At 51.8% G+C, this 25,828-nt stretch carries 22 protein-coding genes, 2 pseudogenes and 1 riboswitch; of the genes and pseudogenes, 10 read left to right on the plus strand and 14 right to left on the minus strand.

The annotated features are described in order from the left end of the window. The first annotated feature begins 17 nt into the window (after nucleotides 1–17). On the plus strand, nucleotides 18–524 hold the full coding sequence (locus KNP74_RS02770; protein ID WP_138859138.1) for a flavodoxin domain-containing protein: 507 nt from the start codon (nucleotides 18–20) through the stop codon (nucleotides 522–524). Then, nucleotides 481–1,521 carry a ribonucleotide-diphosphate reductase subunit beta gene (locus KNP74_RS02775; protein WP_034778351.1) on the plus strand — a complete coding sequence of 347 codons (1,041 nt, stop codon included), beginning with the start codon at nucleotides 481–483 and terminating at the stop codon, nucleotides 1,519–1,521. Before KNP74_RS02770 ends, KNP74_RS02775 begins: the two co-directional genes overlap by 44 nt. A gap of 52 nt (nucleotides 1,522–1,573) precedes the next feature. On the opposite strand, the gene KNP74_RS02780 is transcribed toward KNP74_RS02775, so the two are convergent. Next, entirely contained in the window at nucleotides 1,574–3,730 is a 2,157-nt protein-coding gene (locus KNP74_RS02780; protein WP_214763282.1) for an N-acetylmuramoyl-L-alanine amidase, read from the minus strand. Nucleotides 3,731–3,857: 127 nt separating this feature from the next. Beyond that, entirely contained in the window at nucleotides 3,858–4,646 is a 789-nt protein-coding gene (locus tag KNP74_RS02785; protein WP_034778353.1) for a MazG nucleotide pyrophosphohydrolase domain-containing protein, read from the minus strand. Between the two features lie 85 nt (nucleotides 4,647–4,731). Here KNP74_RS02785 and ytvI point away from each other — a divergent pair, with 85 nt between their 5' ends. Next, nucleotides 4,732–5,859, plus strand: a complete 1,128-nt coding sequence (gene ytvI / locus KNP74_RS02790) for a sporulation integral membrane protein YtvI (RefSeq protein WP_214763283.1) — start codon at nucleotides 4,732–4,734, stop codon at nucleotides 5,857–5,859. Between the two features lie 4 nt (nucleotides 5,860–5,863). On the opposite strand, the gene KNP74_RS02795 is transcribed toward ytvI, so the two are convergent. The 3 genes from KNP74_RS02795 to KNP74_RS02805 are packed head-to-tail and all read right to left on the minus strand — an operon-like array spanning nucleotide 5,864 to nucleotide 8,101. Next, nucleotides 5,864–6,523: a DUF429 domain-containing protein gene (locus KNP74_RS02795; RefSeq protein ID WP_214711847.1), complete on the minus strand. Its 660-nt coding sequence runs from the start codon at nucleotides 6,521–6,523 to the stop codon at nucleotides 5,864–5,866. After that, nucleotides 6,504–6,671 carry a hypothetical protein gene (locus KNP74_RS02800; protein ID WP_214763284.1) on the minus strand — a complete coding sequence of 56 codons (168 nt, stop codon included), beginning with the start codon at nucleotides 6,669–6,671 and terminating at the stop codon, nucleotides 6,504–6,506. The genes KNP74_RS02795 and KNP74_RS02800 overlap by 20 nt, the downstream gene beginning before the upstream one ends. Next, on the minus strand, nucleotides 6,659–8,101 hold the full coding sequence (locus KNP74_RS02805; RefSeq protein WP_034778358.1) for a leucyl aminopeptidase: 1,443 nt from the start codon (nucleotides 8,099–8,101) through the stop codon (nucleotides 6,659–6,661). The genes KNP74_RS02800 and KNP74_RS02805 overlap by 13 nt, the downstream gene beginning before the upstream one ends. 329 nt (nucleotides 8,102–8,430) lie before the next feature. Between KNP74_RS02805 and ptsP the strand changes: the two genes are divergently transcribed. After that, the gene (gene ptsP / locus KNP74_RS02810) at nucleotides 8,431–10,149 is read left to right on the plus strand and encodes a phosphoenolpyruvate--protein phosphotransferase (protein WP_138859133.1); all 1,719 of its coding nucleotides are present in this window, start codon (nucleotides 8,431–8,433) and stop codon (nucleotides 10,147–10,149) included. 135 nt (nucleotides 10,150–10,284) lie between these two features. Here the strand turns inward: ptsP and ptsG (KNP74_RS02815) are convergent. The 5 genes and pseudogenes from ptsG (KNP74_RS02815) to KNP74_RS02835 form a co-directional block, all read right to left on the minus strand. After that, a pseudogene (gene ptsG, locus KNP74_RS02815) lies at nucleotides 10,285–12,222 on the minus strand (glucose-specific PTS transporter subunit IIBC); the annotation flags it as partial. A 140-nt stretch (nucleotides 12,223–12,362) separates the two neighbouring features. Beyond that, nucleotides 12,363–13,862, minus strand: a pseudogene (gene ptsG, locus KNP74_RS02820) (glucose-specific PTS transporter subunit IIBC); the annotation flags it as partial. 216 nt (nucleotides 13,863–14,078) lie between these two features. Next, complete coding sequence (gene glcT / locus KNP74_RS02825; RefSeq protein WP_214763286.1) at nucleotides 14,079–14,924, minus strand: glucose PTS transporter transcription antiterminator GlcT; 846 nt, start codon at nucleotides 14,922–14,924, stop codon at nucleotides 14,079–14,081. 105 nt (nucleotides 14,925–15,029) lie between these two features. Further along, nucleotides 15,030–15,347: a YuiB family protein gene (locus tag KNP74_RS02830; RefSeq protein WP_021065526.1), complete on the minus strand. Its 318-nt coding sequence runs from the start codon at nucleotides 15,345–15,347 to the stop codon at nucleotides 15,030–15,032. Nucleotides 15,348–15,469: 122 nt separating this feature from the next. Further along, complete coding sequence (locus KNP74_RS02835) at nucleotides 15,470–16,681, minus strand: NAD(P)/FAD-dependent oxidoreductase (protein ID WP_214763287.1); 1,212 nt, start codon at nucleotides 16,679–16,681, stop codon at nucleotides 15,470–15,472. 266 nt (nucleotides 16,682–16,947) lie between these two features. Here KNP74_RS02835 and KNP74_RS02840 point away from each other — a divergent pair, with 266 nt between their 5' ends. Continuing rightward, nucleotides 16,948–17,925 carry an NAD(P)/FAD-dependent oxidoreductase gene (locus tag KNP74_RS02840; RefSeq protein ID WP_029595122.1) on the plus strand — a complete coding sequence of 326 codons (978 nt, stop codon included), beginning with the start codon at nucleotides 16,948–16,950 and terminating at the stop codon, nucleotides 17,923–17,925. A 36-nt stretch (nucleotides 17,926–17,961) separates the two neighbouring features. On the opposite strand, the gene KNP74_RS02845 is transcribed toward KNP74_RS02840, so the two are convergent. After that, nucleotides 17,962–18,816 (minus strand): NAD-dependent epimerase/dehydratase family protein, encoded by an 855-nt coding sequence (locus KNP74_RS02845; RefSeq protein ID WP_214763288.1) that lies wholly within the window; start codon nucleotides 18,814–18,816, stop codon nucleotides 17,962–17,964. A gap of 127 nt (nucleotides 18,817–18,943) precedes the next feature. Here KNP74_RS02845 and KNP74_RS02850 point away from each other — a divergent pair, with 127 nt between their 5' ends. Then, nucleotides 18,944–19,186 carry a hypothetical protein gene (locus KNP74_RS02850; RefSeq protein WP_029595120.1) on the plus strand — a complete coding sequence of 81 codons (243 nt, stop codon included), beginning with the start codon at nucleotides 18,944–18,946 and terminating at the stop codon, nucleotides 19,184–19,186. A 41-nt stretch (nucleotides 19,187–19,227) separates the two neighbouring features. Here the strand turns inward: KNP74_RS02850 and KNP74_RS02855 are convergent, their stop codons facing one another. Next, nucleotides 19,228–19,584, minus strand: coding sequence for a HesB/IscA family protein (locus KNP74_RS02855; protein WP_138859128.1), 357 nt, complete (start codon nucleotides 19,582–19,584; stop codon nucleotides 19,228–19,230). 97 nt (nucleotides 19,585–19,681) lie between these two features. Next, nucleotides 19,682–19,823, plus strand: a riboswitch (FMN riboswitch). A 159-nt stretch (nucleotides 19,824–19,982) separates the two neighbouring features. Here KNP74_RS02855 and KNP74_RS02860 point away from each other — a divergent pair. After that, the gene (locus tag KNP74_RS02860; RefSeq protein WP_029595118.1) at nucleotides 19,983–20,570 is read left to right on the plus strand and encodes an ECF transporter S component; all 588 of its coding nucleotides are present in this window, start codon (nucleotides 19,983–19,985) and stop codon (nucleotides 20,568–20,570) included. 129 nt (nucleotides 20,571–20,699) lie between these two features. Next, nucleotides 20,700–21,224, plus strand: coding sequence for a nucleotidyltransferase family protein (locus KNP74_RS02865; RefSeq protein ID WP_214763587.1), 525 nt, complete (start codon nucleotides 20,700–20,702; stop codon nucleotides 21,222–21,224). Between the two features lie 113 nt (nucleotides 21,225–21,337). On the opposite strand, the gene KNP74_RS02870 is transcribed toward KNP74_RS02865, so the two are convergent. Both KNP74_RS02870 and KNP74_RS02875 read right to left on the minus strand, forming a co-directional pair. Next, complete coding sequence (locus tag KNP74_RS02870) at nucleotides 21,338–22,549, minus strand: NupC/NupG family nucleoside CNT transporter (protein WP_138859126.1); 1,212 nt, start codon at nucleotides 22,547–22,549, stop codon at nucleotides 21,338–21,340. A 210-nt stretch (nucleotides 22,550–22,759) separates the two neighbouring features. Next, complete coding sequence (locus KNP74_RS02875) at nucleotides 22,760–22,996, minus strand: YuzB family protein (RefSeq protein ID WP_021065517.1); 237 nt, start codon at nucleotides 22,994–22,996, stop codon at nucleotides 22,760–22,762. Nucleotides 22,997–23,093: 97 nt separating this feature from the next. Between KNP74_RS02875 and KNP74_RS02880 the strand changes: the two genes are divergently transcribed. After that, complete coding sequence (locus KNP74_RS02880) at nucleotides 23,094–24,149, plus strand: NAD(P)/FAD-dependent oxidoreductase (RefSeq protein ID WP_214763289.1); 1,056 nt, start codon at nucleotides 23,094–23,096, stop codon at nucleotides 24,147–24,149. Nucleotides 24,150–24,386: 237 nt separating this feature from the next. After that, complete coding sequence (locus tag KNP74_RS02885) at nucleotides 24,387–25,817, plus strand: S8 family serine peptidase (RefSeq protein ID WP_214712898.1); 1,431 nt, start codon at nucleotides 24,387–24,389, stop codon at nucleotides 25,815–25,817. The last annotated feature ends 11 nt before the right edge of the window (nucleotides 25,818–25,828 follow it).

The following is a 25,828-nucleotide window of genomic DNA, read 5'->3' on the forward strand; positions in this document are numbered from 1 at the left end:
GAAAGGTGGGACCAACCATGAACGTCGCAATCGTCTATAGTTCGATGAGCGGGAATACAGAAGAGGTCGCCGAGCTGATTCAGGCGACCCACGTCCATCGGGGCGACCGTGTCGCCCTATATGAAGCGGACCGCATTGGCCATCGCGAAGCCCAATCACTCGCCACGTACGACCTCGTTTACTTCGGGTCGTATACGTGGGCGGACGGCGTCTTGCCGGACGAGATGAAAGATACGTTCCGTCTCGTCTTGAAAGAACTTAATGTGCCGCTTCGCCAAGCCGCCGTGTTTGGGACAGGTGACAAGATGTTCGTCCACTTCTGCCGAGCGGTCGACGAGATGGCCTACCACCTTTCGAAATACGGAATTCCCCTCGCCGGTGAGACATTGAAAATCGAGCAGTCACCGCGCAATCAACCGTACAACGTCCGTCACTGGGCCGAACGGTTGGCTAGAAACACCGAAGAAGGAGTATATGTCCATGACCATTCAAAAGATCAAACTACTGTCGCCCAAACATCCTAACCGGGCGACTGCCATTATCGGGGGCGAGACGAGTTCCATCGTCAATTGGAACGACATCGCCTATCCGCAGTTTTACACCATCTATAAACAACTGCTCTCAAACTTCTGGATCCCGGATGAGATCTCGATGTCGAAAGACATGCAGCAATGGCCGCAGTTGAGCGAGCGTGAACAAGACGCCTTCAAACGGATCATCGGGTTGTTGTCGATCCTCGACTCGGTACAGACACGCTATATCCTCGAGTCATCGATGTTCTCATCAGACTCGTCAGTGCACGCCGTGCTCGCCGTCATCGCTCAACAAGAAGTCGTCCATAACCAATCATATAGCTACGTCCTCTCGAGCCTCGTCCCGCTCAGCGAGCAAAATCGCATCTTCGATATCGCCAAGGACGACGAGATGGTCATGAAACGGAATCAGTTCATCTTAGACTTATACGAGGACTTCCGGGCCGACCAGACGGCCGAGACGTTCGCCAAGTCGCTCGTCGCCTCGATTATTCTCGAAGGCATCAACTTCTATTCCGGTTTTGCCTACTTCTACAACTTGGCCCGTCACCAGAAGATGGTCGGCACGTCGACGATGATCAGCTACATCCAGCGTGACGAGATGCAACACTCGTATTTCGTCAGCCAGTTGCTCCGGGCCGTCTTGACGGAAAACCCGGAGATCGACGCCGACGGCAGCTTCAGCCAGTTCGTCTATGACACGATGGCGGAAGCCGTCGACCTCGAGGTCGAATGGTGCGAATACGTCCTTCGCGACCTCGACGGGCTCGACGTCAGCGAGATGCGCGATTACGTCAAATACCTCGCCAACAAGCGCCTCCGCGTCATCGGCTTGAACGATCTGTATGAAGGGTTCAACGAAGACGTCATGCCGTGGATTCGTGCGTACTCAGACGATTCATTGAATGCCACGAAATCCGACTTCTTCGAACAGAAGTCACGCTCGTACGCAAAAGTCACCGACGCCAACGGCTTCGACGACCTATAAGCACAAAATGCCCCGACTCATCGTGAGTCGGGGCGTTTTTAATGGATGAAATTTAATGATAAGCGCGTACGTACTGAGCGATCCCTTCAGCGACACCTTCCGCCATCCGTTGGCGTGAGGCGTTGCTCCGTAAGTGGGTGACGTCTTGCGGCGAAGAGATGAAACCGAGTTCGACGAGGGCCGATGGCATCGTATTATAACGAATCACATAATAGTTCGCCGTCTTCACACCGCGGTTCGTCATCCCGGACATCTTGCCCATCAAATTGGATTGAATGTTCGTCGCCAGCACACGGCTCTTCGAACTGTGGGCTGAATAAGACGAATAGAACGTCTCGACACCTTTAGCATACTGAGTCGTCGCAGCATTCGTGTGCAAGCTGACGAACAAGTTGCCGCGAAGCGTTTTTGCCGTCTGAACGCGTTGGTCAAGCGTCAAGTAGACATCCGTCGAGCGCGTCAACCGGACTTGGTAGTCATACTTCGAACGAAGATACGCCTCGACTCGTTTCGTCACATCGAGAACGATCGCCTTCTCATAGAGCGATCCATTCACCGCTCCCGGGTCACCGCCTCCATGGCCCGCATCGAGGACGATGACGGCGTTGCTCGTCGCGCTCGGCTTGAGCGTCATCGCGTAAGCCGTCGCGATGTAGCCGTCGCGACCGTTGTACTTGATTTTATAAAAGCCGTTCGTCGAGCCGTAATGGTCGACTTGAGTGCTATGAGCGAGTCGGCCGAGAATCGTCGAGCTCGCCGAGGCGCTCGCCCGGACGTTCAAGACGTCCCCTGGTGTGTTCGTGTACACTTTCCCTTTAGGCGTCGCCGCAGGGGCGTCCGGGGCCTTCCCGGCCGACAACCAAGCTGTCGGGGTATAGAACGCGTCCGACCCGATATAGACGACCGACCAGCTCGAGTTATGTTTGCTGTACGTCACCGGCGTATACTTCGGCAACACACGAGCGACCGGTGATGATTGAAGCGTCTTCTTGAACAGGTTGGCATTTCGGTTCGCATATCCTGTTACTTTTTGAATGACCGGCGGTTTCGTCGTCGGCGGTTTCGTCGTCGGCGGTTTCGTTACCGGCGGCGCTCCAGGTGTGATCCATGCCGTCGGCGTGTAATACGTTTTGCTGCCGATGTAGACGATCGACCAACTCGAGTTATATTTGCTCGAGACGACCGCCGACTTGGCCGGCAACACTTTCAACACCGTCGAACGTTGGTTGCGCGCGCCGAACAGTTTCAACTCGCGGTTGGCATGACCATCGACTTTTACGACTGGCGGTTTCGTCGTCGGCGGAGGCATCGTCGGTGCCCCAGGCGTAATCCAAGCCGTCGGCGCATAATACGTTTCGCTTCCGACATAGACGACCGACCAGCTTGAGTTATATTTGCTCGAGACGACTTCCGTCGTGACCGGCAATACTTTCAACACTTTCGAACGCTGATTGCGCTCGCCAAACAACTTCAACTCACGGTTGGCATGACCGTTTACTTTTGCCGCGCTCGGTTTCAACGTTCCCGGCGTGATCCATGCCGTCGGCGTATAATATGTGCTACTGCCAACGTAGACAACCGACCAGCTCGAGTTATATTTGCTCGAGACGACCGCTGACTTGGCCGGCAATACCTTCAACACCGACGAACGCTGATTCCGTTCGCCAAACAACTTCAAATCACGGTTCGTATAGCCTGTTTCACGGGCTGGTGTCGATGCGACGGCTTTCGGAGCAATATATGCCTTGGCCGCATAATACGTCTTCCCGTTCAAGTACACTTTCGCCCAAGACGAGTTATGCACGGCATATTGAACGGTCGTGCCTTTTTTAAGCGTCCGGTACACGGTCGCCTTGCTATGCGCCGACACACGGATGTTCAAGTTGACGGTCGTCACACCCGTCGAAGTGGCAGCTTGCTTCGTGACCGTCGTGGATTGGGACGGGATTCGCTTGATGTACTGGGCGGAAGCATAGTACGTTCGATCGTTTAAATATATCTTACTCCACGATTTGTTATAAATTACATATTTTACTTTTGTTCCCTTTTTTAGCGTTTGTATCAATTTTCCGCTCGTACTTGGTGCAGAGCGAACGTTCAAGTTTACTGTCGTCTCTCCGTCCAAAGTAGCGGCTTCCACCGCGGGTATTTGGATTGAAAACAAGACAACGGTCATGATGAGGGCAAGTTTAAAAAGCTTCATATTCATCCAAAATATTCCTTTCTTCATACGCACATCGCGACTGACAACACCTTCATAGTAGCACATTGCTTTTATTGAAAAAGTAAATATTTGAAAAAATGATGAATACTTTTTCCAAAAAAGGTGAATGTTTTTACCCTTGTTTTCGCACAATCCAAAACGTATCAGTGCCATGTCGCTCGATCTCGACGGCGAAAGGGGCCGCTAGTTGCAAATCAGTCTCGATGGAGCGATCGATTTGGAAAGGCGGCTCAGGTTGTCGAATGACAAACCCATCGAGTCCCTCGACTTCGGCGATCTTTAAAAACCGCGCCAAATGCCCTTCCCGCTCTCTATATCGGCTCACTTCTTCGAAAGGTTTAGCCTTCACCCCGCCCCAGTACCGTCCTTCCACATAAGAACGATACGTGCGGACCGAATCTTCCGTAATCGGGTCGGGGGTATGGTCGAAGCGTCCGAAGTCTCGGGACGACTTGTCTTCGATCAACGAGGCGATCTCCGCGAATAGGTCAAATCCATTCATGTCGGCAAGTTCCATGACCGCCTGTTGAACGGCCTCGATGTGTCGTTGCAACGATCCCGGCGTCGCGGACGCCTTCAATTTTTTATCGCCTTCGTAGGCATTTAATATGCGGCCAACTTCCCCCGCCTCGCGCACGAGGCGGTAGTAGCTACGTTCTTCTTTCGTCTCGTCACGGTCTGTCGTTTGATTCGTGAGGGTGATGGCATATTGATTCGCCAGACACGTCGAAATAACGAAGACGTCCATCAGCTCTTCACGCAGGGCGACTCGGTCGTCGGCATAGAGCGCGCCGCCAACTTCGCCCACTTCTTCTAACAGCCGGGCCAACCCCGACAGCGGCCGCCAGTAGCCGCCTAAATGAATAATCATCCGATCGATTCGTCGTTGTAATTCCTTCATGTTTAATCACCTATCCATCCTCTATATTTACCGGTTGCGTGGTATACTATGCTCAATCCAATCGTTAGGAAAGGGGCCATGTGTCGTGTCGCCAGCCAGGCTTTGGCAGTTACTTCGTTTCCTGCTCGTCATTATCGGGCTCGTCTTCGTCATTTGGGGACTGAGCGTCCTCTTTACGTACACGTATCCTTTCGTGTTCGCCTTCTTGTTATCCTTGTTGACCGTCCCGCTCGTCAATTGGTTCGAGCGCGAGACCAAATTGCCCCGGGCTCTTGGGGCGCTCGCCTCCTTGTTGATCGTCATGAGTGTCGTCAGCGGTGTGATTGCCATCGTGGTGACTCAACTCATCCGTTACTTGACGATCGCCGCCGAGAAACTTCCCGATCAGATTGAAACGTTCACCGAATACATACAGCGCATGTTCAACGAAAAAATTGCCCCGTTCGTCAATGATGCGTATGACAGCGTCCAGCGGCTCAATCCGGGACAGACGAACTCGCTCGAAGGCGGGATCACCGAAATCGGGGTCCAGCTCGGAGCCGCGATCGGCGTCTTGTCACGAGGGGTCGCCGGTTTGTTGCAAAATATCCTCAGCGCCTTACCGCTCGTCTTGCTCTTGTTCATCGTTATCGTGCTCGCCTGGTTCTTCATCACGAAAGACTGGAACGTCTACATGCGGTCCATCGCGCGCTTGAATGAGCGAAAAGGCTTTAAGGAATTTGAATTGGTCATGACCAATTTGCGCTCGGCCCTGTTCGGTTACGTCCGGGCCCAATTGACGCTTATCTCCATCACGTTCGGGATCGTCCTTGTCGGCATGTTCATCCTGCGGGTCGACAATCCATTCTCTTTCGCTCTTTTAGCGGCCATCTTCGACTTGTTGCCGTACCTAGGCGTCGGGACGCTGTTATTGCCATGGGCCGCCTATGCCGCCGTGAGCGGCGACTGGTTCCTCGCCATCGGCCTCGTCATCTTGTATATCGTCGTCATCGTCCAACGTAACTTGGCTGAACCGAAAATCGTTGGTTCTCACATTGGACTTGACCCGCTCGCCGCCCTCATCTCGATTTTTGTCGGTTTGCAACTGTTCGGGGTGCTCGGCTTCATTTTAGGACCGGTCTTGGCCGTTCTGCTCAAGGCGCTCTATAACGCCCAAGTGTTTCACTATATGTGGAGATTCGTCCTCGGGCCGACGACACCAAAAGAGCGATGACGCGTCATCGCTCTTTTGTCTTCGGTACCGCTACGAACGGCGCTCCTTCAGTTTGGTCCGGATGCGTCACCATCCCAGTCGTTCCCGCCTCATAGGCGGCCACGGCCAAAATACAGGCGTCGATAATATCATCGACTTGTACGTTCGACATCTTCCACTTCCAGGGCGAGCTTTTTGAATAGCGGCGCAACAACTCGATCCGTTCGAGTTCTCCCGCCTCGGTCTTCTTGCTGAAACGCGCCTCGTTCCCGGTCATGACGGCGAAGCACACTTCCGGGTGTGACTCATAGACGTCCGTTTCAGCGATCGTTTGAAACTCTCGAATCCGAGGCACAAGGTTCCACGCTTGTTTGCTGATTCCTTTTCCGACTAGTTCGCGACTTCTCGCGTTGGCCGTCTCATACGATGCTTCTGTTACCACTTCTTGAATCGGTGGTGTGAAGATCGATGACTTCCGCTCTTTTAGTTGTGACCGCATCCACGCGTCACACGTTCGGTCCGGCTTGTCGATCGACCCTAAGTCTTTCGGCATATCGACAAAATGCACGGCCCCTTCGATCAATAAATCTTCTAACTTCTCTGAGATGGTCAAACAGAGCGAGATGCTGTCGTACGTGATTCGTACCCACCCCCCGCGCGCGCCATCAATTCCTACTCCGACCACGGCGTCCCTCCTGCATCAAAAACAGCACTCCGAGCACCGCGCAAAAGACGGTCACTCCTAACAACCAACGGCTTGGCCAAGCCGTGTATCCGAAACCGGAGACGACGGCCAAACCGATTAATACAAATCCAATTTTCAACGTTTCCATCCTTCGAGCATCGAGGCGAGTGTGCGCACCATGACGCCAGTCGGTCCTTTTGGTCCGAGGTCGCTCGCCGACGAACGTTCGCTCGTCCCAGCGATGTCGAGATGGAGCCAAGGCGTGTCCCCGACGAACTCACCGACAAAAGCGCCGCCGAAAATCATATGACCGTAACGGCCCGGTGAGTTGTTCAAGTCGGCGACTTCCGACTTACGCACTTGGTTGATGAAGACATCGAAGTATGGCATCTGCCAGACGAGTTCGTTCGTGTCACGGCTCGCAGCTTCTAAGGCGCCGTAGAGCGACGCATCGTTCGTCAGGCAACCAGTCACTTCCGTACCGAGTGCGACGAGCACACCGCCCGTGAGCGTGGCCACATCGATGATGGCTTGCGGTTCATACGTCTTGGCAAAGGTAACGGCGTCGGCGAGGACGAGACGACCTTCCGCATCCGTGTTAAGCACTTCAATCGTCTTCCCGTTCATCGCCGTGATGACATCGTCCGGCTTGAATGCGTCCCCTGAGATCATGTTGTCCGTCGATGGGATGACACCGATGACGTTCACGTTCGGTTTCGTCGTCGCGAGCGTCTCGAATAAACCAAGTACCGTCGCGGCGCCGCCCATATCCCCTTTCATACCGACGATGCCGTCTTTCGGCTTGATCGAGTAACCGCCCGTATCAAACGTGATTCCTTTTCCGACGACAGCGACAGGCGCCTCGTCTCCAGCTCCGCGATATTCGAGCACGATCAACTTCGGCGGGATCGTCGACCCTTGGTTGACGGCGAGAAGCGCGCCCATTCCGAGCCCTTCCATCTCTTCTTTTTCAATGATGCGATGTTCAAAGCCGTGACGTTCGGCCAACTCGACCGCATAGTCCGCGAGCGTTTCCGACGTCAAAATATTGGCTGGCATCATCGTGAGCGACCGCGCCACATTCACCCCACGTCCGTAAGCTGCACCTGCTAGCGCCTCTTCCTCTGCATCAGCTCCGAGCAACGTGATCGTTACGTCGGGTTTCGCCGGTTTCGGCTCTGATTTGTATGTAGGATGCTCATACGTCGCCATCTCATACGCTTCAGCAAACAGTTTCGCCGTATTCGGTCCGAACGTGTCGAGGGCGACCGCGACGTCCGTGAAGGCACGGGCTTTGATGTGTTTGGCGACTTTCCCGAACCAATTGCGCACATTTTCAACCGTATTTTCGTTCCGTTGTCCGAGACCGACGAATAGGATCCGTTTAACCGTTCCCTCAAACGTCGGGACGATGGAGACTTCACCTGTTTTCGTTGAAATATCTGCCGATTGAATCAATGCTTTGACGCGTCCATTAAACAATGAATCGAGTCCTTCCTCAATCGTGTCGGCAGCGCCGATCCCCACGACGATTGTGTCATATGAACCGTTCCAATCTAAGTCTTTCACTTGATACATGTTTGCCACTTCCCTTCTTTATATATGGTTAGCATAACGAACTTCTGCCAAATAATGAAACAGTATGCGCAAGAGTCAATAAATCTTCGAATTCAGGCGTTAACTCCTCGTTGTGACGATGATTTATTTTATGATAGGATAAGAAAGTACGCAATCAGGCATCCCTCCCTGTTGAGGCGAGGCCATTTTGTTCGGTCGAGGCTTCCCCTAGTAGTAGACCGTTGCTACTTTAATCTTCCAGGTTTTCGTTAGTTCCTTTTTCATTTCGGGTAAGAACTAACGAGATAACGTTGGAAACCACTATTTCTTTGAAGAGAGGGACTACGCTTATGTCACACATTAAAGGTATTGGCGCATCTGCAGGAATCGCAGTTGCGAAAGCATTCGTCATGGAGACACCTTCATTTGACATCCCGACAAACAAAATCGAGGACGTAGCAGCTGAGAAAGCCCGTTTTCAAGCGGCGATCGCTCAGTCAAAGACAGAACTCGAAGAAATTCGCGAGATCACACTTCGTGAACTCGGCGAAGACAAGGCAGAGATTTTCTCGGCACACTTGCTCATCGTCGAAGATCCAGAGATCGTCTCACAAGTGAACGACAAAATTGAAAGCGAACACATGAACGCTGCGAAAGCGCTCGATGAAGTCGCTCAAATGATGGTCATGATCTTTGAATCGATGGATAACGAGTACATGCGTGAACGCGCTGCCGACGTTCGTGACGTCACAAAACGCGTCATGGCGCATATCCTCGGTGTCACATTCATGACGCCTGCGTCGATTTCTGAAGAAGTCATCATCATCGCTGAAGATTTGACACCGTCTGACACGGCGCAACTCAACCGTAAATACGTCAAAGGTTTCGCGACAAACATTGGTGGACGTACGTCTCACTCAGCGATCATGTCTCGCTCACTCGAGATTCCTGCTGTCGTCGGAACAAAAGTAGCGCTCGAAGAAATCAAGAACGGCGACCTCGTCGTCATCGACGGGACAGAAGGCGACGTCTTCGTCAACCCGTCTGAAGAACTCGTCAATGAATACGTTGAAAAACGTGCTTCATTCGAAGCTTACAAAGAAGAGTTGAAACAACTCGTCAACGAAGAGTCAGTCACAGCCGACGGCCATAAAGTCAAACTTGCGGCAAATATCGGTACACCGAACGACCTCGAAGGCGTGTTGAAAAACGGCGCTGACGCCATCGGCCTTTACCGGACCGAGTTCCTCTACATGGACTCAGAAACGTTCCCGACGGAAGAAGAGCAATATACAGCCTATAAAGCAGTACTCGAAGGTATGGACGGCAAACAAGTCGTCATCCGTACGCTCGATATCGGTGGAGATAAAGAATTGTCTTACCTCGACCTTCCAAAAGAAATGAACCCGTTCCTCGGCTATCGCGCGATTCGCCTTTGCCTCGAAGAGACGGACTTGTTCCGCACACAACTTCGCGCCCTTCTCCGTGCCTCAGCGCACGGTGACCTCGCCATCATGTTCCCAATGATCGCGACACTTGAAGAGTTCCGCGCGGCGAAAGCGCTCCTTCTCGAAGAAGAAGCGAAGTTGAAAGCAGAAGGCATCGCTGTCGGTAACTACGAGACAGGGATGATGGTCGAGATTCCATCGACTGCCGTCATGGCGAAGCAATTCGCGAAAGAAGTCGACTTCTTCTCAGTCGGCACGAACGACTTGATTCAATACACGATGGCAGCGGACCGCATGAACGAGAAAGTCTCGTACTTGTACCAACCGTTCAACCCGGCCATCTTGAACCTTCTCCACAACGTCATCACAGAAGCACATAAAGCTGGCAAATGGGTCGGCATGTGTGGCGAGATGGCTGGAGAAGAGCTCGCGATTCCAATCCTTCTCGGACTTGGCCTTGACGAGTTCTCGATGTCAGCTTCAAGCGTCCTTCGCGCACGTAGCCTCGTGAAGCGTTTGACGAAGTCAGAAACAGAAGCGATTGTCAACGATGTTCTCAACATGGATACAGCTGAAGAAGTCGTGAACTTCCTCAGTGAAAAATTCGATATTAAGAAGTAACAAAAAAAGAAGTTCTCGCAGCTGCGAGAGCTTCTTTTTTGTTTACTCGGCTCCTTTATCATCCGTTCTGAAGTCGAGCGCTTCACCGGCGACGACCGTCTCTCCGAATGGGACGACGACGATTTTACCGTCTCCGTTCGTCCAAATGATCGGCGTGATGAGCGATGGGACTTTGTCACGAATCAAATTGAGGTCAACGTCGAGCAAGACATCCCCCGCTTCGACGCGGTCGCCTTCTTTCACTTTGGCGACGAAACCTTCGCCTTTCAGATTGACCGTATCGAGTCCGACATGGATAAGAATCTCGCGTCCATCGTCCGCAAGTAGACCGATCGCATGTTTCGTCGGGAAGAACGTCGTGATTTGTCCCGTGACCGGCGCAACGACTTGTCCCGAACTCGGTTCGATGGCAAACCCTTCACCCATCATACGGCCCGAGAAGACTTGGTCCGGAACGTCATCGAGTGACAAGATGACACCCGACATCGGGGCGAGGAAGCGATGATCGGCATGTTCGGCCGCTTCTGGTGTGATGACGGCTTTTTCTTTCGGTTTGTATTCGCCGCCCTCGATGATGGCCGCGATTTGCGATTTGAGCGTATCCGATTTCGGTCCGAAGATGGCTTGAATATTATCTCCGACTTCGAGTACTCCGGCCGCTCCCAAATCTTTGAGCAAGTCTTTATCGACTTGTTTCACATCGTTCACTGTGACGCGGAGACGCGTGATACAGGCGTCGAGGTGTTTGACGTTTTCAGGTCCGCCGAGACCCACGAGCACTTCGTACGGTAAATCGTCTCCGACGACGGCACGGGCGCCTTTGCCTTCGGCGACGGTTTCACGTCCCGGCACTTTCAAGTCGAACTTCGTAATGGCGAAGCGGAACCCGAAGTAATAAATAACCGCGAAGACGAGGCCGACTGGAATGACGAGCCACCAGGCTGTCCGGTTCGGCAACACTCCGAACAATAGATAGTCGATGAGTCCGCCTGAGAACGTCATCCCGATCTTAACGTTGAGCAAGTGCATGGTCATAAAGGATAGTCCCGCAAAGACGGCATGAATACCAAAGAGTAGAGGTGCAACGAAGACGAACGAGAATTCGACCGGCTCGGTGATTCCCGTTAAGAATGAGGTGAGGGCTGCTGAGAAGTAAAGTCCTTCGACGTCTTTACGACGCTCTTTCGGGACCGTGTGGAACATGGCGAGACAAGCGGCAGGCAATCCGAACATCATGAACGGGAACTTCCCGGTCATATACGTACCGGCCGTAAATTCGACTCCGTCACGTAATTGTGCGAAGAAGATCCGTTGGTCCCCTTGGACAAGGTCTCCCGCCTGGTTCGTATATTCCCCGAACTGGAACCAAAACGGTGAGTACCAGATGTGGTGCAGACCGAACGGAATCAAAGAACGTTCGACCAAACCGAAGACGAAGGCAGAGACGGCGACGTTCGCTTCAATGATCGTGCTCGAGAACGTGTTGATCGCTGAACCGATCGGCGGCCAAATGTAGGCGAGCGCAATCCCGATCAATAAGCTGAATGCAGCGGTCGCGATAGGCACGAACCGTTTCCCTGCAAAGAACCCTAAGAAATCCGGCAACTTGATGTTGAAGTACTTGTTGTACGCGAATGCGGCAATGAGACCTGCGATAATACCCCCGAATACCCCCATTTGGAGCGTCGGGATCCCGAGTACCGTGGCATAGGCCGGGTCTCCCTGGGCGATTTCCGCGGTAATACCGTTCCACGTGCTGATAACCTTGTTCATAATCAAATAACCAACGATAGCTGCTAACCCGGCAACACCGTCCCCGTTGGCTAGCCCGATGGCGACACCGACGGCGAACAATAGACCTAGATTGGCAAACACGATATCCCCGGCATCTGTCATAACTTGCCAGACGAGGACGAGTGAATCGTTTGCCAAGAAAGGCAAGAGCGAAACGAGATCAGGGTTTTGGAACGCGGTACCAAATGCGAGTAATAGACCGGCTGCCGGTAGAATCGCAACCGGAAGCATAAGTGCCTTCCCGATTCGTTGCAAAACACCAAACACTTTCTTCCACATCATGGTTCCCTCCTTTTGTCAGAATACTTACTTTTCCCCATCTGCCATTAGGCTGAAACCGTTTCACCCATACAAAAAAAGCCAATCCATAATGGATTGGCTTATAGCTTCATTCAGTTTGCTTTCTTTTCGTTACCTGAAGCGATGACCGCTTGCATTTCTGATTTCAATGCATCCGAACGTGGTCCGAAGATGGCTTGAACGTTGTTACCGACTTCAAGGACACCAGCTGCCCCGAGGCGTTTCAACTCTTCTTTGTTGACTTGGCTCTTATCTTTTACTTCGACGCGGAGACGTGTGATACATGCGTCAAGGTGTTTGATGTTTTGTGAACCACCGAAACCAACGAGGATATCTTGTGCAAGTTCCGAACCTGTAGCAGTTGATTGCTCAACGACTTCATCTTCACGGCCCGGTGTTTTAAGGTTGAACTTACGGATAACGAAGCGGAATCCGAAGTAGTAAACGACTGCGAACACGAGACCGACTGGAATGACGAGCCACCAGTCTGTACGGTTAGGAAGTACACCGAAAAGAAGGTAGTCGATCAAACCGCCCGAGAACGTCATCCCGATTTTGACGTTCAAGATGTGCATGACCATGAACGAAAGGCCAGCGAAGACTGCGTGTACTGCGAACAAGAGTGGAGCAACGAACAAGAATGAGAACTCGATCGGCTCAGTGATACCAGTCAAGAACGATGTAAGTGCTGCCGAAGCCAAGAGACCACCGACGACTGCTTTACGTTCAGGACGTGCTTCGTGGTACATTGCGAGTGCTGCTGCTGGAAGACCGAACATCATGAACGGGTACTTACCAGTCATGAACGTACCGGCTGTGAGCTCAGCGCCATCACGAATTTGTGCGAAGAAGATCGCTTGGTCACCACGAACGATGTTACCCGCTGCATCCGTGTACGAGCCGAACTCGAACCAGAATGGTGAGTAGAAGATGTGGTGAAGACCAAATGGAATCAATGAACGTTCGATCAAACCGAAGATGAATGCCGCGAACGTGCGGTTTTCAGTCAACATGAAGTTTGAGAACGTGTTCAAGCCGTGTTGAACTGGTGGCCAGATGAGAAGCATAACGAAACCAGCGACAACTGCCAATACTGCAGTAACGATTGGGACGAAACGCTTACCAGCGAAGAAGCCAAGGAATTGCGGCAATTCAATGTTGAAGTACTTATTGTATGCCCATGCGGCAATCAGACCGACGATGATCCCTCCGAATACCCCTGTTTGGAGTGTTGGAATCCCAAGTACTGATGCGTAAGCCGGATCACCTTGTGCGATGATTTCAGGTGTGAGTTCGAGCCAAACACCCATTACTTTGTTCATGATGAGGAATCCGACGATGGCTGCGAGTCCGGCAACGCCGTCCCCTGCTAAACCGATCGCGACACCGACTGCGAATAAGAGTGCTAAGTTCGAGAAGATAATGCCACCCGCTTGCTCCATGAGCTGAGCGAATTTCACAACGCCTTCGTTCGTTAACCAACCAGCGCGTGATGTAAGGGCCGGGTTTTGCATCGCGTTACCGAATGCAAGAAGAAGACCGGCTGCCGGCAAAATCGCAACAGGAAGCATAAGTGCTTTACCGACTTTTTGAAGAACACCAAAGATCTGCTTAAACATGATAAATCCTCCTTTTGTGATTGTTTCGTGCGGAAAGACGACTGTAGATGTCAGACAACCGACGTATCTAAACGTTTTCATAATAAACGTTTATAAAAACAGAAACAGGCATGAATAAGGTATAGAACGTAGACCTCTCCTAATGGAGACATCGTTGCGTTCCACTCCTTACTCATGCCTGATCGAATCAGTAACACGTAAGATACGTGGTATCAGTTATCTACTTGTTAGGCGCTGGAGATGCATCGTCAAATATGTCGCTTCACCTCGCGGGACAGGACGCTTTAATTCGCGTTCCATGATGCCCATCAGCTCCCAAGCAGTACTATAGCATAGCGGATATTCTTCGCGCAATACCTTTTCAATTTTTTGTGGGGCCTCCACCATCTCACCCGTCGCAACCCGCTCAACGGCGTACCTTAAGTGCCGAAGTAAGCGCTTATAATCGAGTGAACTCCGGTCCATTTTGACGTTCAAACGACTCTCAATCGTCTGAACGATTTGCCCGATGATTTGGTTGTGTCGATTGACCTCGAGGACGTTTTTGAACGTCGTCGCCGAATGGATATGGAGCGCGATAAATCCGATCTCCGCGTCCGGCAACAGCACGTCAAGCCGCTCGTGAATCATATCGACGATACGTTCGGCGAGCGTGTACTCGTTCGGATAGAGCGATTCGGTCTCGAGCAAGAACGGATTTGTCACTTCCATCCCTTGTTCGATTCGCTTCATCGTGAAGAACAAGTGGTCAGTCAAACCGATATGAATATGTTGATCGACTTTTTTGCCCGTATTGTTCTCGATAAACCCGACGATTTCTTGCATGAAGGCAATAAAGTCTTCATCGACGTGTTTGACGAGCTCACGGTATTGTGATTGTTCTTCTTTATCTGTCAGTTGATACACTTTCTCCGGGACACTGGCCGGGTCGACGAGATCGCCCGCTTTCTTGCCGAAGCCAATCCCTTTCCCGAGTAGAATGACTTCCGGTTCCGGATCATGTTGGCAAATGACAACGCTATTATTCAACACTTTCTTGATCGTATACATCGGTAATGTCATTCTCATCGCATCCCTTACTAATTAAATCGTTATCTTATCTAGTATATCGGTTCGCTTTCTAAAAAAGTAGGCAGAAAACAAAAAAGACGAACATTTCTGCCGTCTTTAAAACATTGAGTAACCACTCTTACGCAAGTAGCGGATCGTGACGCCGGCCAAAATCGCACCGAGCAGTCCGAAACCTAGCATGAACACATCCAAAAACTGAAGTCCGAGCACCCGTTCGTAAACGTTGGCGAGCGCGGTCGATGTCTCCGTGATGTAACTCGAGAGCTTGACGTTATCAATCATCATAATGACGAAAATCGGATAGATGAACACGAGCGTCCATGTTTTTTTAAGTAGCATGTTCAAAATGAAGCCGATGCTGAAGAAGATGACCAAATAAAGAATCGCCCCAATGACAGCCTGGATGATATGCATGCGATTGCCCCCTTTTCCCGTTGTCTATTATACCGAATCGCCCTCTCTTAGGTCAAAGGTGAACCATGAGGCGTCATCAAAAAAGTAGCCCGTTCGGATGAGCGGGCTACTTGGTCATATGCTTAGAATTTACCTTTTTTGAGGACGAGACCGTACTTCTTCAATTCGAGGAAGTGTTTGTTGTCGATCACTTTCTTCATGAATGAAGCGTTGCGACCGAAGATCTTTTTGCCCATGACGATGCCGATGCCGTCGTTATGGCCAAGTGAAGCGACTGTCCCTTTGCTCTCATACGTGAATTTCGAAGTCGATTTTCCGTTGATGAGCGCGGCGATGTTTTTCGCTACGTTGTGCGCTTGTTGCGTCGCGATTTGAGCAGTCGGCGGGTATGGACGGTTTGAGACCGGATCCATGACAGCCGAGCAGTCACCGATGATGAAGACGTTGTCGTGACCAGGGGCACGGTTGTCCGCCTCGACCATGACACGGTTACGGACCGCTTCAAAACCAGATTTCTCGATGATCGGGCTACCGCTGACGCCACCTGTCCAAAGGATCGTGTTCGCTGCGATCGTCTCCGTCGTGTCGCCTTGAAGCGGACCGAACGTGACGACGCCAGGCTCAACGCCTTTGATGCCGTTGCCGAGTTTCATCTCGACACCGTTACGCTCGAGCCATTTCTGTGCATACGTCGTAAGTTCTGGGTCGAAACCAGGAAGGACGGTCGGAGCCGCCTCGATGTTCACGATGCGAACCGCTTCACGTGGCACGTCATACTGCTTGCAAAGCTCAGGGACACGGTTGACGAGCTCACCGAGGAACTCGATACCTGTGAAACCTGCGCCGCCGACGACGATTGTCACGTACGAGCGGTCAGCCGACCCGTTCGTCTTGTATTGTGTGAATGAGTATTCGATATGTTCTTTGATTTTACGGACGCTGTTCAATGAACTGATTGTCATCGCGTTCTCTTTGAGGCCTGGGATTCCGAATGTTTCTGGAATGCCGCCGAGTGCGAACACGACATAATCATATTCAACAGTCGAGCCGTCTGCGAGTAGTACTTGTTTAGCCGTAGTATCGACGCGATCGACGATCCCTTTGACAAATTTCACGCGTGACGGGTTCACAACGTCGTTGATGTAGATACGAGCTTGCTCCGGTTTCATCGTTCCGGCCGCTGGTTCATGGAGCCATGTCGTCTGGTAATGGTAATCATGCTTGTTAATGAGCGTGATGTTAGCGTCGCCAGCTGAGAGCGTCTTCTGGAGGTTCACCGCTGTGATGAGTCCACCGAAACCTGCGCCAAGAATAACAATGTTAGGTCGTTTCATGTTCATTTCCACCTTGTTTTGATAGTTTTGTTTTCTTGAACAATCACGTTGTGTGTTTTTTCACATGAATGTTCACAATAAAGCCTAAACCTTGTTCAACCAATGTTCACAATTGCTTCTCGTTCATTGTACGCTGTTTATTTCGTTTTCTCAATGGAAAAGCTTATCTTCTTGAATTTTTTTTGAATGTATAGGATGTTTGTACAGAATGGATTTAATTCACGATTGTCACTATAATGGATGTATACGTTTTGAGGAGGAATTCGATGAAATCGACGAAAGATGTGATCATCATCGGTGGCGGCCCGGTCGGACTGTTCACCGCATTTTATGCAGGTATGCGCCAACTCGATACGGCGTTGATTGAAAGTTTGCCGCAGCTCGGCGGACAATTATCGACACTGTATCCAGAAAAATATATTTACGACATCGCCGGCTTCCCGAAAGTGAAAGCCCAAGATTTGATTGACCAATTAAAAGCCCAAGCCGATCAGTTCGAGCAGGACTATCGCCTCGGGGAGACGGTCGAGACGGTCGAACGTCTTGAAGACGGCACGTTCCAGATCACGACGAACAAGGATGAGTACCATACGAAAGCCATCATCATCACGGCCGGGAACGGGGCATTCGCCGCACGACCGCTCGGCATCGATGGTTGTGAAGACTATGCCAACCTTCATTACTTCGTCGACAACATGGAGAAGTTCCGCGACCGCCGCGTCATGATCGCTGGCGGCGGCGACTCTGCCGTCGACTGGGCGCTCATGCTTGAAGGCATCGCCAAGGAAGTCCATATCGTTCACCGCCGTGACCGTTTCCGTGCCCACGAGCATACGGTCGAGCAAATGAAGGCCTCGACGATCAACGTGTGGACGCCATATAACATTGAGTCACTTTCAGGTGAGACACACATCGAGTCGGTCGAATTGACGGACAAAGACGGCGAATCGAAATTCGTCGAAATCGACGACCTCATCTGTAACTACGGTTTCGTCTCATCGCTCGGCCCAATCAAAAACTGGGGCATGGAGTTCGAGAAGAATACGATCCGCGTCGACTCACGCATGGAGACGACGGTCGCCGGCATCTTCGCCTGTGGTGACATCGCGACTTATGAAGGAAAAGTGAAATTGATTGCGACAGGCTTCGGTGAAGCCCCGATCGCCATCAACCAAGTGAAGCAGCTCGTCGACCCGACAGCGCGTCACCCACAACATTCGACTTCGGTATTTGCCGGGAAATAACGATGTGGCCCTCATCGCGATGATGAGGGCCATTTTTCATTTGCGGATTGTTTTTACAATGACCCGGTCGAGCCAGTCGTCGAGTTGGGTGAAGACGAACCCGGCCTTTTTCGCCTCGGCAATCGACATATAATAGTCGACGTCCGTATCGTACGGCGACGACTCGCCATCTTTGATGATCTGGACCGGTTTATTTAAGTGATGGCCGATCCGTTCCATGAGTGCCCCGAGCGAGATGACCCCTTCACTCGCCGCGTTGAACGGTCCGGTCACGTTCGCCCGACCGACCCATTCTAGAAAGGCGGCCGCCTCAAAGCTTGAGATGAACCCCATCTTCGCTTCCGGGTGATGCAGTACGATCGGCTCTTCCCGTCGGACGGCGTCGATATAAAACTTGAGACGGTCTGTATAGTCGTCGGGTCCGAGCACGATTGGCAAGCGGACCGTCGCGACCGGGAACGAGGCGCGATGGAAGAAATAAGATTCAGCCTCTCGCTTCCCTTGCCCGTAATCATGTTCGGATTCGAGATGATAGTCATGATGGAGCGGATTGAAATCACTTTCTTTCAACTCGGCGCCTGGCGCATAAACCGACATCGTCGACGTGAGCACATATTTACCGACTTGGTCCATGAAAGCGTCCGAGGCGATCTTTGCCTGGTACGGGTTAAAGCAAACATTGTCATAGACGAGGTCGTAATGGTCGCGTGACAAATCTTTCATCGTGGCCACCGACTGTCGGTCCCCTTTGATCGACCGGATGCCCTCCGCCTCGGGTACTTGCAGTTGTCCACGCGTCACAATCGTCACATCGTCACCGGCCTCCGCCAACCGAAGCGCCAACCGCTTTCCAAAATAGCGTGAGCCACCGAAAATCAATACTTTTCTCATCGTCCCTGCCCCTCCTACATGAAATGACATCTCTTTTCATTTTCCCTTGCATCCTCTCGACTAATCTTCCACATCCTTGAATATTTTTGTTATTCTTATATATATAGACAAGAAAGAGGCGAAACGCATGCATCAGATCACATTAGAAAAAGGATGGTCGTGTGAATTACCGACACAATATGCCATTTACCAAAGCTTATCGGACTTCAGCCGTTACTCGGTCCTTGACCAAGAGGAAGAGAGCGTCTGTTCATTCCGCATCACGAACGACACGTGTAAAATCACAGCGTTTCGTCCTTGGCAACATCAAATCGAGTTAGACGCGGCTTCGAAACTCATTCGATTAATTCTGATTGAAGAGACAGACTGAATACAAAAAAGGCCAATCATGAGACATGATTGGCCTTTCGTTTAGCAATCCCCAGGTGTCCCGGCGTTCGATGCCGTCCGGAAACTCGAGCCACAACCGCACGTGGCGATGGCGTTCGGATTTTTAATCGTGAAGCCGCCTCCTAGCATCGACTGCTTATAGTCAATCTCGAGACCGTCGACGACCCCGTGATCGGCTTCGGCGACGATGACGCGGACGCCGTGGTGGTCAAACTGAACGTCCTTGTCTGTCTTATCCTCATCAAACCCCATCCCGTAAGACAGGCCGGTACACCCGCCCCCTTGCACTTTGATCCGCAAGTACTGGTCGTCGGGGCGTTCGGTCTGTTTCATCATATCGATGACTTGTAATGCGGCTGATTCTGTCAAATGAATCATCTGAACTCCTCCTTCGTTATCTTAACTTCAAGTCAACTGACTTGAGATTTTGTGAAATATCTTGTATAACTAAACTGTAACAAAAAAAATTAAATCGTTCCATCTTCGGGGCAGGGTGAAATTCCCGACCGGCGGTATTGAAGACAAGTTCTTCTCAGCCCGTGAGCGAGCAAGGCGTTGCTTGCTGATTTCGTGAGATTCGAAAGCCGACAGTAAAGTCTGGATGGGAGAAGATGGCGGCATCCGACCGATATCCGGATGTTTTCTTCGGCGTGGTCTAAACACCGATGAGAACATCTATTTCGTATGCGCGTAAACTCTCCCGATTGTTTGATACAATCGGGTTTTTCTATGCGACGGGTGCCATTCATCAAGGAGCGACAAAAGGAGAGATTTTGATGAAAACAACGCGCAACAAACGATTGACAACACTGGTGACGCTATCGATGCTCGGGGCCATTTCTTTTGTCCTCATGCTCTTTAACTTCCCGCTGCCTTTCCTACCACCGTTCCTAAAAGTGGATTTCAGTGACATTCCCGCGCTCGTCGCCGGGATCGTGTTCTCCCCACTCGCAGGCGTCGTGGTCGTCGCTCTAAAAAACGTCCTCTACTATGTCTTCAATGGTGGCGGCGTTCCGGTCGGTGAAGTCGCGAACTTCTTTGCAGGTGTCGCCTTCATGTATCCGGTCGCATGGTTCTACCATAAACGTAAAACGAATAAAGCGCTCGCTTCAGGCCTCGTGGCCGGTACGATCACGATGGCACTCAGCTTGGCAATCTTGAACTATTTGCTCATCTTACCAGCCTACGCGTTCTTCTTCGGCATGACCGAGATGGCACAACCGGCTGTCAAAACGGACCTCGTCCTATACGGTATCTTGCCGTTCAACTTCATTAAGGCCTTGTTGATCAGCGCCTTGTTCGTCCCACTCTTCCTCAAATTGAAGCCGTGGATCGAACGTCAGCGCATGCAACTTCAAGCGTAACTGACAAGCACCTAGACCCCGGTCTAGGTGCTTTTTGTATAGGTACGCTATGCTAATGAGAGAATAGGAGGAGATGGATTGAACACGACTGAAGATGTGACCCATTTTTTAGAGACTGATGTGGAACTGATGCGTCTGTTGACAATCGTCGCTTCGCTCGGTTTACCCGATTGGTGGATTTGTGCCGGATACGTGCGGGCAAAAATATGGGATGACGCGCACGGCTACGAAGTACCGACGCCGACCGAGGACGTCGATGTCATCTACTTTGACCGATCTCACATCGACGAGGCGATTGAAAAACAGTATGAGGCACAACTGCACGACCTGTTACCGAACGTCCCTTGGTCGGTCAAAAACCAGGCCCGCATGCATCTGGTCAATCAATTGCCACAGTATCAATCTGCGGTCGACGCCTTGGCCCATTTCCCTGAGACGGTCACGGCCATCGGTGTCAGCCTTGATGCGAGCGGACGCTTGAAGCTGGCCGCCCCTTACGGTATCGACGACATAGTCAAACTACAGTTACGACCGACCCCGGCCTTTGCGAACGACTCTTCACACCATCATATTTATCGAGCCCGGATCAATAAAAAGAATTGGCAAGCCACTTGGCCGAGACTCCATGAAGTGGATATACCTCGTCAGGGATGATAAACACTAGTGAAACCGACCGCCTTACGGTCGGTTTTTTGCTGTTCATTCATAAACGTCACAACGAAAAAGAGTGACCACCGAAGTGATCACTCTGAGTATACCGTGTTTGATTAGAGAAGAAGACCAGCGAGTGTCGCTGACATCAAGTTGGCAAGCGTACCTGCGAGAATCGCGAGGACACCCATGCGCGCGATGTCGTTCCGACGGTTCGGCGCCATTCCACCAAGACCACCGAGAAGGATGGCGAGTGATGAGATGTTGGCGAATCCACAGAGTGCGAACGCGATCATAGCTTCCGTACGTGCCGAGAGGTCACCAGAACCGATGATTGGTGCGAATTCAGAGAAAGCGACGAATTCGTTCAACACGAGTTTTTGTCCGAGGAAGCTACCGAATTGAACAGCATCTGCCCATGGCACACCGATCACGAATGCGAGCGGTGCGAACACATAACCAAGAATCAATTGAAGCGTGAGACCGTCGAAACCGAACAAGCCACCGATTCCACCGAGAATCAAGTTAACGAGCGCGATCAATGAAACGAAGGCGAGAAGCATCGCACCGACGTTCAATGCAAGGAAGAGACCGTCAGAGGCACCGCGAGCGGCTGCATCGACGAAGTTCGCCGCCTTGTTCTCTTCATCTTCAGCGATTTCGACATCGTCATCCGGTACGTCTGTTTCCGGGACGATGATTTTCGCGAACATGAGACCAGCAGGAGCAGCCATGAAGCTCGCTGCGAGCAAGTACTCGAGCGGTACACCAAGAGCAGCGTATCCAGCAAGAACTGAACCGGCAACCGAGGCGAGACCACCGACCATGACAGCGAAGAGTTCCGATTGCGTCATCGTTGGAAGGTAAGGTTTGATGACGAGCGGTGCTTCCGTCTGACCGACGAAGATGTTCGCTGTCGCTGAGAGCGATTCTTTACGTGATGTGCCAAGTGCTTTGGCGAGAGCCGTACCGAGGATACGGATCACCCACTGCATGACACCTACATAGTAGAGAAGTGCGATGAGTGACGACATGAAGACGATAATCGTCAACACTTGGAACGCGAAGACGAAGTTGTCTCCGCCGACAGCTGTACCGAAGACGAAACTAATCCCGGCGTTCGCCGTGTTCAAGACGTTCTGGACGCCTCCTGAGATCCATTCTAACGCGTTACGTCCTACTGTAGTGAAGAGGACGAGGAAGGCGAACGTAAACTGTACCGCGAAAGCGGCAAGCACGGTGCGCCATTTGATGGCTTTACGGTTGGTCGAGAAGATGTAAGCGATTCCAATTAGTGCCAAAATACCAACCACGCTCATGATATTCATTGGTGTTGTGCTCCTTTCATATTGGGGAAACCTGATAATGTGATATACCCGAATCGAGATGTGTCCTACCGTTTGAAACGCTTTCTTTTTCTGTTGTTAAACGTCAGACAACCTACATTCGAACCTCTTTGAATATAACAGACCCTTTTTAAAAATGCAACGGGTCAAAACGGTCAAAATAAAAAAAGTTTGAAGGTCCTTCAAACTTTTTCACCATGCCATTTCTTCAATTTTTTCATATACATTCGTCACGAGTTGTTCCGGTGTATCCCCGGTCACGACCTCACCATCGACGAGACAAAACAAGTCAAGCGAACAGACGCCGCAGTAGCCCGTACAGCCATATTCGACGACGTCTAAGTCTGGATCGGACTCTAATTTGGCGCGGGCGATTTGTGAACCCATCGCTAAATTGGAGGCACAGAACTCAATGATCGGATTCATCATGTCATTCACCCTTCCCCTTTCCTTCAAAGCAGGAAAATGGTTCTTCTACGGCGTATTATAACATGATACAGTTGAAGTGTAACAAAGGGGGATTTTTATGCGCAAATTAGTCGTCTTGGGAGGCGGTTACGGGGGTATGCGTGTAATCGAACGTGTCCTCGGCCATCAGCTGAAGGACGTATCGATCACACTCATCGACCGTCTACCTTACCATGGATTAAAAACAGAGTATTATGCACTTGCGGCGGGGACCGTGTCGGATCGTGATATCCGCATCGATTTTCCAGAAGAGGTCGACTACATATACGGCCAAGTCACCGATATCGATACGGGGGACAAAATGGTCCTGCTCGCGAGCGGGGAAAAAGTGCCGTACGACGACCTCGTCATCGGCCTCGGTTGCGAGGACAAGTATCACAACGTGCCCGGTGCCGCCGAGTTCACGTACAGCATCCAAACGTTAGAAGAATCACGCAAGACCCAGCAAGCAATCAACGGCCTATCTCCGGGATCGGTCGTCTCGATCGTCGGTGCCGGCCTGTCCGGTGTCGAGCTCGCCAGCGAGCTGCGCGAGAGTCGTCCCGACTTGACGGTCCGTTTGTTCGACCGCGGCCCGTCCGTCCTATCGTTCCTATCAAACCGTGTCTCGATGTATGTCCAGTCTTGGTTCGAGGAACATGGTGTCGAAGTCATCAATAACTCGAACATCGTCCGGGTCGACGCCGATGGGTTATGGAACCATGAACAGCACTTCGCTTCCGATTTGACGGTGTGGACCGCCGGGATTCAACCGGTCGCCGTCGTCCGCAACCAAGGTTGGGAACTCGATGGGGGTGGACGTGTCAAATTGACACCACACCACTACGTCCCGGAACAGCCCGATATCTTCGTCGTCGGGGACAACGCCAGCCTGCCGTATGCACCTTCGGGTCAGCTCGCAGAAGCGCAGGCCGAACAGATCGTCCAAGTGTTGCTCTGTAAATGGAAAGGCGTCAGTTATCCGGATTTGCCGGATATCAAACTCCGAGGCACGTTAGGATCGCTTGGGAAGAAGGCCGGATTTGGCGTCTTCATGGGCAAGCAGTCGCTCACCGGCAAAGTCGCTCGGCTGCTCAAGTCCGGTATTCTTTGGAAACATAAAGTCATTAAATAACATGCCTGGGTCGGCCATCTCGGTCGATCCTTTTTAGTGTAAAGCAATCCATTTGTCGTTCAGCCACCGTCGTGTTGAGCCAAAAGTCTTGTATCTGAATCCCCTGAAATCTTATCTAAATATTCAGATTTTTAATTCCATTGACATATTCTACCCGGTGGGAAAACTTGTTACTCTATGGACACGGCCGAACGACTTCGTGTCACCTCGCCTACATACCCCAAAGGAGGAAACAAGTTGAAAAAAGTTTGCAGCACCGTCCTCGCCTCATTGCTCGTCTTGTCAACCGTTCCGGGAGGCGCAGATGCCGCCCCGAACAAAGAGAAAGAACGCGTCATCGTCGTCTTCAAAGAGTCGGCAAAGAACATCCCGCTCTCGATTGAAGGCATGGAAGTTCGCCAACAGTACAAAAATCTTCCGGCCGCTGCCCTCGAAGTACCGAAGGCTGCCTTGAAGGGCTTGAAGAACAATCCGAACGTTGCCCACGTGGAAGTCGATCAAACGGTGCAAATCGAAAACCAGACGCAAGACTGGGGCATTCCGAAGTTAAAGGCTCCATCCGCTTGGCAGAGTGGTTACACCGGGAAAGGCGTGAAAGTATCGGTCGTCGATACGGGAATCTCGCCACACCCTGATTTGACGATTGCTGGTGGTGCATCGTTCAGTACGGTCACGAGCTCATACGCGGATGACAACGGTCACGGGACGCACGTCGCTGGTATTATCGGGGCCCGTAACAACAGCATTGGGACCGTCGGGATTGCCCACGAGGCGAGCATTTACGCCGTCAAGGCACTCGAGGCGAACGGTAGCGGTAGCCTATCGAGTATTATCGCCGGGATCGATTGGTCGATCACGAACGATATGGACGTCATCAACTTGAGTCTCGGGACGACGAGTCCATCCTCAACGCTCCAACAAGTCGTCGACCGTGCCAATAATGCTGGCATCCTCGTCGTCGCGGCAGCCGGTAACAACGGACGCACCGACGGATCGGGCGACCTCGTCAACTACCCGGCCCGATACAGCTCGGCCATCGCTGTCGCAGCGACGGACATCAACAACAATCGCGCCTCATTCTCGGCTACAGGCAGCACGGTCGAAGTCGCGGCACCAGGCGTGAGCATCAACTCGACACTCGCAACTGGCGGATACGGCCAAATGAGCGGGACATCGATGGCGACTCCGTACGTCGCTGGTAACCTCGCTCTCATGAAGCAAGCGTTCCCGACGTTGTCGAGCGCGCAACTCCGCTCAAAACTGTCACAAGACTCGATCGACCTTGGCGCAGTTGGACGCGACGCCTGGTTCGGAAACGGACTCGTCCAAGCTCCAACGTCTGGTGGGACGTCACAGCCTGTTCAAGCACTCGCGACGACAGTATCGACATCGAAGTCGACTTATTACGCGGGTGAGCAAGTATCGATCTCATCGACGGTGCGGGACGCGAACGGCCAACCGGTCGCAAACGCCGACGTCCGTGTGACGGTCACACAACCTTACGGCACAACGCTCACAGGGACAGGCAAGACAAGTTCGACAGGCGCCATCACGTTCACGCTCTCGACAAGTTCTTCGTCACAGCGCGGCACGTACCAAGTGAAGGCTGATGCGACGCTCACTGGCTACACGGCTGGTTCGGCGACGTCATCGTTCCGCCTTCTGTAACGAACAAGAGT

Origin of the sequence: Exiguobacterium sp. s141 (assembly GCF_018618085.1) — a bacterium.
In the GTDB taxonomy this organism is placed as follows: Bacteria; Bacillota; Bacilli; order Exiguobacteriales; family Exiguobacteriaceae; genus Exiguobacterium; species Exiguobacterium mexicanum_A.

Coding starts and splice junctions, on each gene's coding strand:
- KNP74_RS02770 (WP_138859138.1), top strand. CDS start 18: ATGAACGTCGCAATCGTCTATAGTTCGATGAGCGGGAATACAGAAGAG.
- KNP74_RS02850 (WP_029595120.1), top strand. CDS start 18,944: ATGCATCAGATCACATTAGAAAAAGGATGGTCGTGTGAATTACCGACA.
- KNP74_RS02800 (WP_214763284.1), bottom strand. CDS start 6,671: ATGGAAACGTTGAAAATTGGATTTGTATTAATCGGTTTGGCCGTCGTC.
- KNP74_RS02805 (WP_034778358.1), bottom strand. CDS start 8,101: ATGTATCAAGTGAAAGACTTAGATTGGAACGGTTCATATGACACAATC.
- KNP74_RS02840 (WP_029595122.1), top strand. CDS start 16,948: ATGAAATCGACGAAAGATGTGATCATCATCGGTGGCGGCCCGGTCGGA.
- KNP74_RS02860 (WP_029595118.1), top strand. CDS start 19,983: ATGAAAACAACGCGCAACAAACGATTGACAACACTGGTGACGCTATCG.
- KNP74_RS02835 (WP_214763287.1), bottom strand. CDS start 16,681: ATGAAACGACCTAACATTGTTATTCTTGGCGCAGGTTTCGGTGGACTC.
- KNP74_RS02875 (WP_021065517.1), bottom strand. CDS start 22,996: ATGATGAATCCGATCATTGAGTTCTGTGCCTCCAATTTAGCGATGGGT.
- KNP74_RS02785 (WP_034778353.1), bottom strand. CDS start 4,646: ATGAAGGAATTACAACGACGAATCGATCGGATGATTATTCATTTAGGC.
- KNP74_RS02855 (WP_138859128.1), bottom strand. CDS start 19,584: ATGATTCATTTGACAGAATCAGCCGCATTACAAGTCATCGATATGATG.
- glcT (WP_214763286.1), bottom strand. CDS start 14,924: ATGACATTACCGATGTATACGATCAAGAAAGTGTTGAATAATAGCGTT.
- KNP74_RS02865 (WP_214763587.1), top strand. CDS start 20,700: ATGCGTCTGTTGACAATCGTCGCTTCGCTCGGTTTACCCGATTGGTGG.
- KNP74_RS02870 (WP_138859126.1), bottom strand. CDS start 22,549: ATGAATATCATGAGCGTGGTTGGTATTTTGGCACTAATTGGAATCGCT.
- KNP74_RS02775 (WP_034778351.1), top strand. CDS start 481: ATGACCATTCAAAAGATCAAACTACTGTCGCCCAAACATCCTAACCGG.
- KNP74_RS02880 (WP_214763289.1), top strand. CDS start 23,094: ATGCGCAAATTAGTCGTCTTGGGAGGCGGTTACGGGGGTATGCGTGTA.
- KNP74_RS02780 (WP_214763282.1), bottom strand. CDS start 3,730: ATGAATATGAAGCTTTTTAAACTTGCCCTCATCATGACCGTTGTCTTG.
- KNP74_RS02830 (WP_021065526.1), bottom strand. CDS start 15,347: ATGCATATCATCCAGGCTGTCATTGGGGCGATTCTTTATTTGGTCATC.
- ptsP (WP_138859133.1), top strand. CDS start 8,431: ATGTCACACATTAAAGGTATTGGCGCATCTGCAGGAATCGCAGTTGCG.
- KNP74_RS02845 (WP_214763288.1), bottom strand. CDS start 18,816: ATGAGAAAAGTATTGATTTTCGGTGGCTCACGCTATTTTGGAAAGCGG.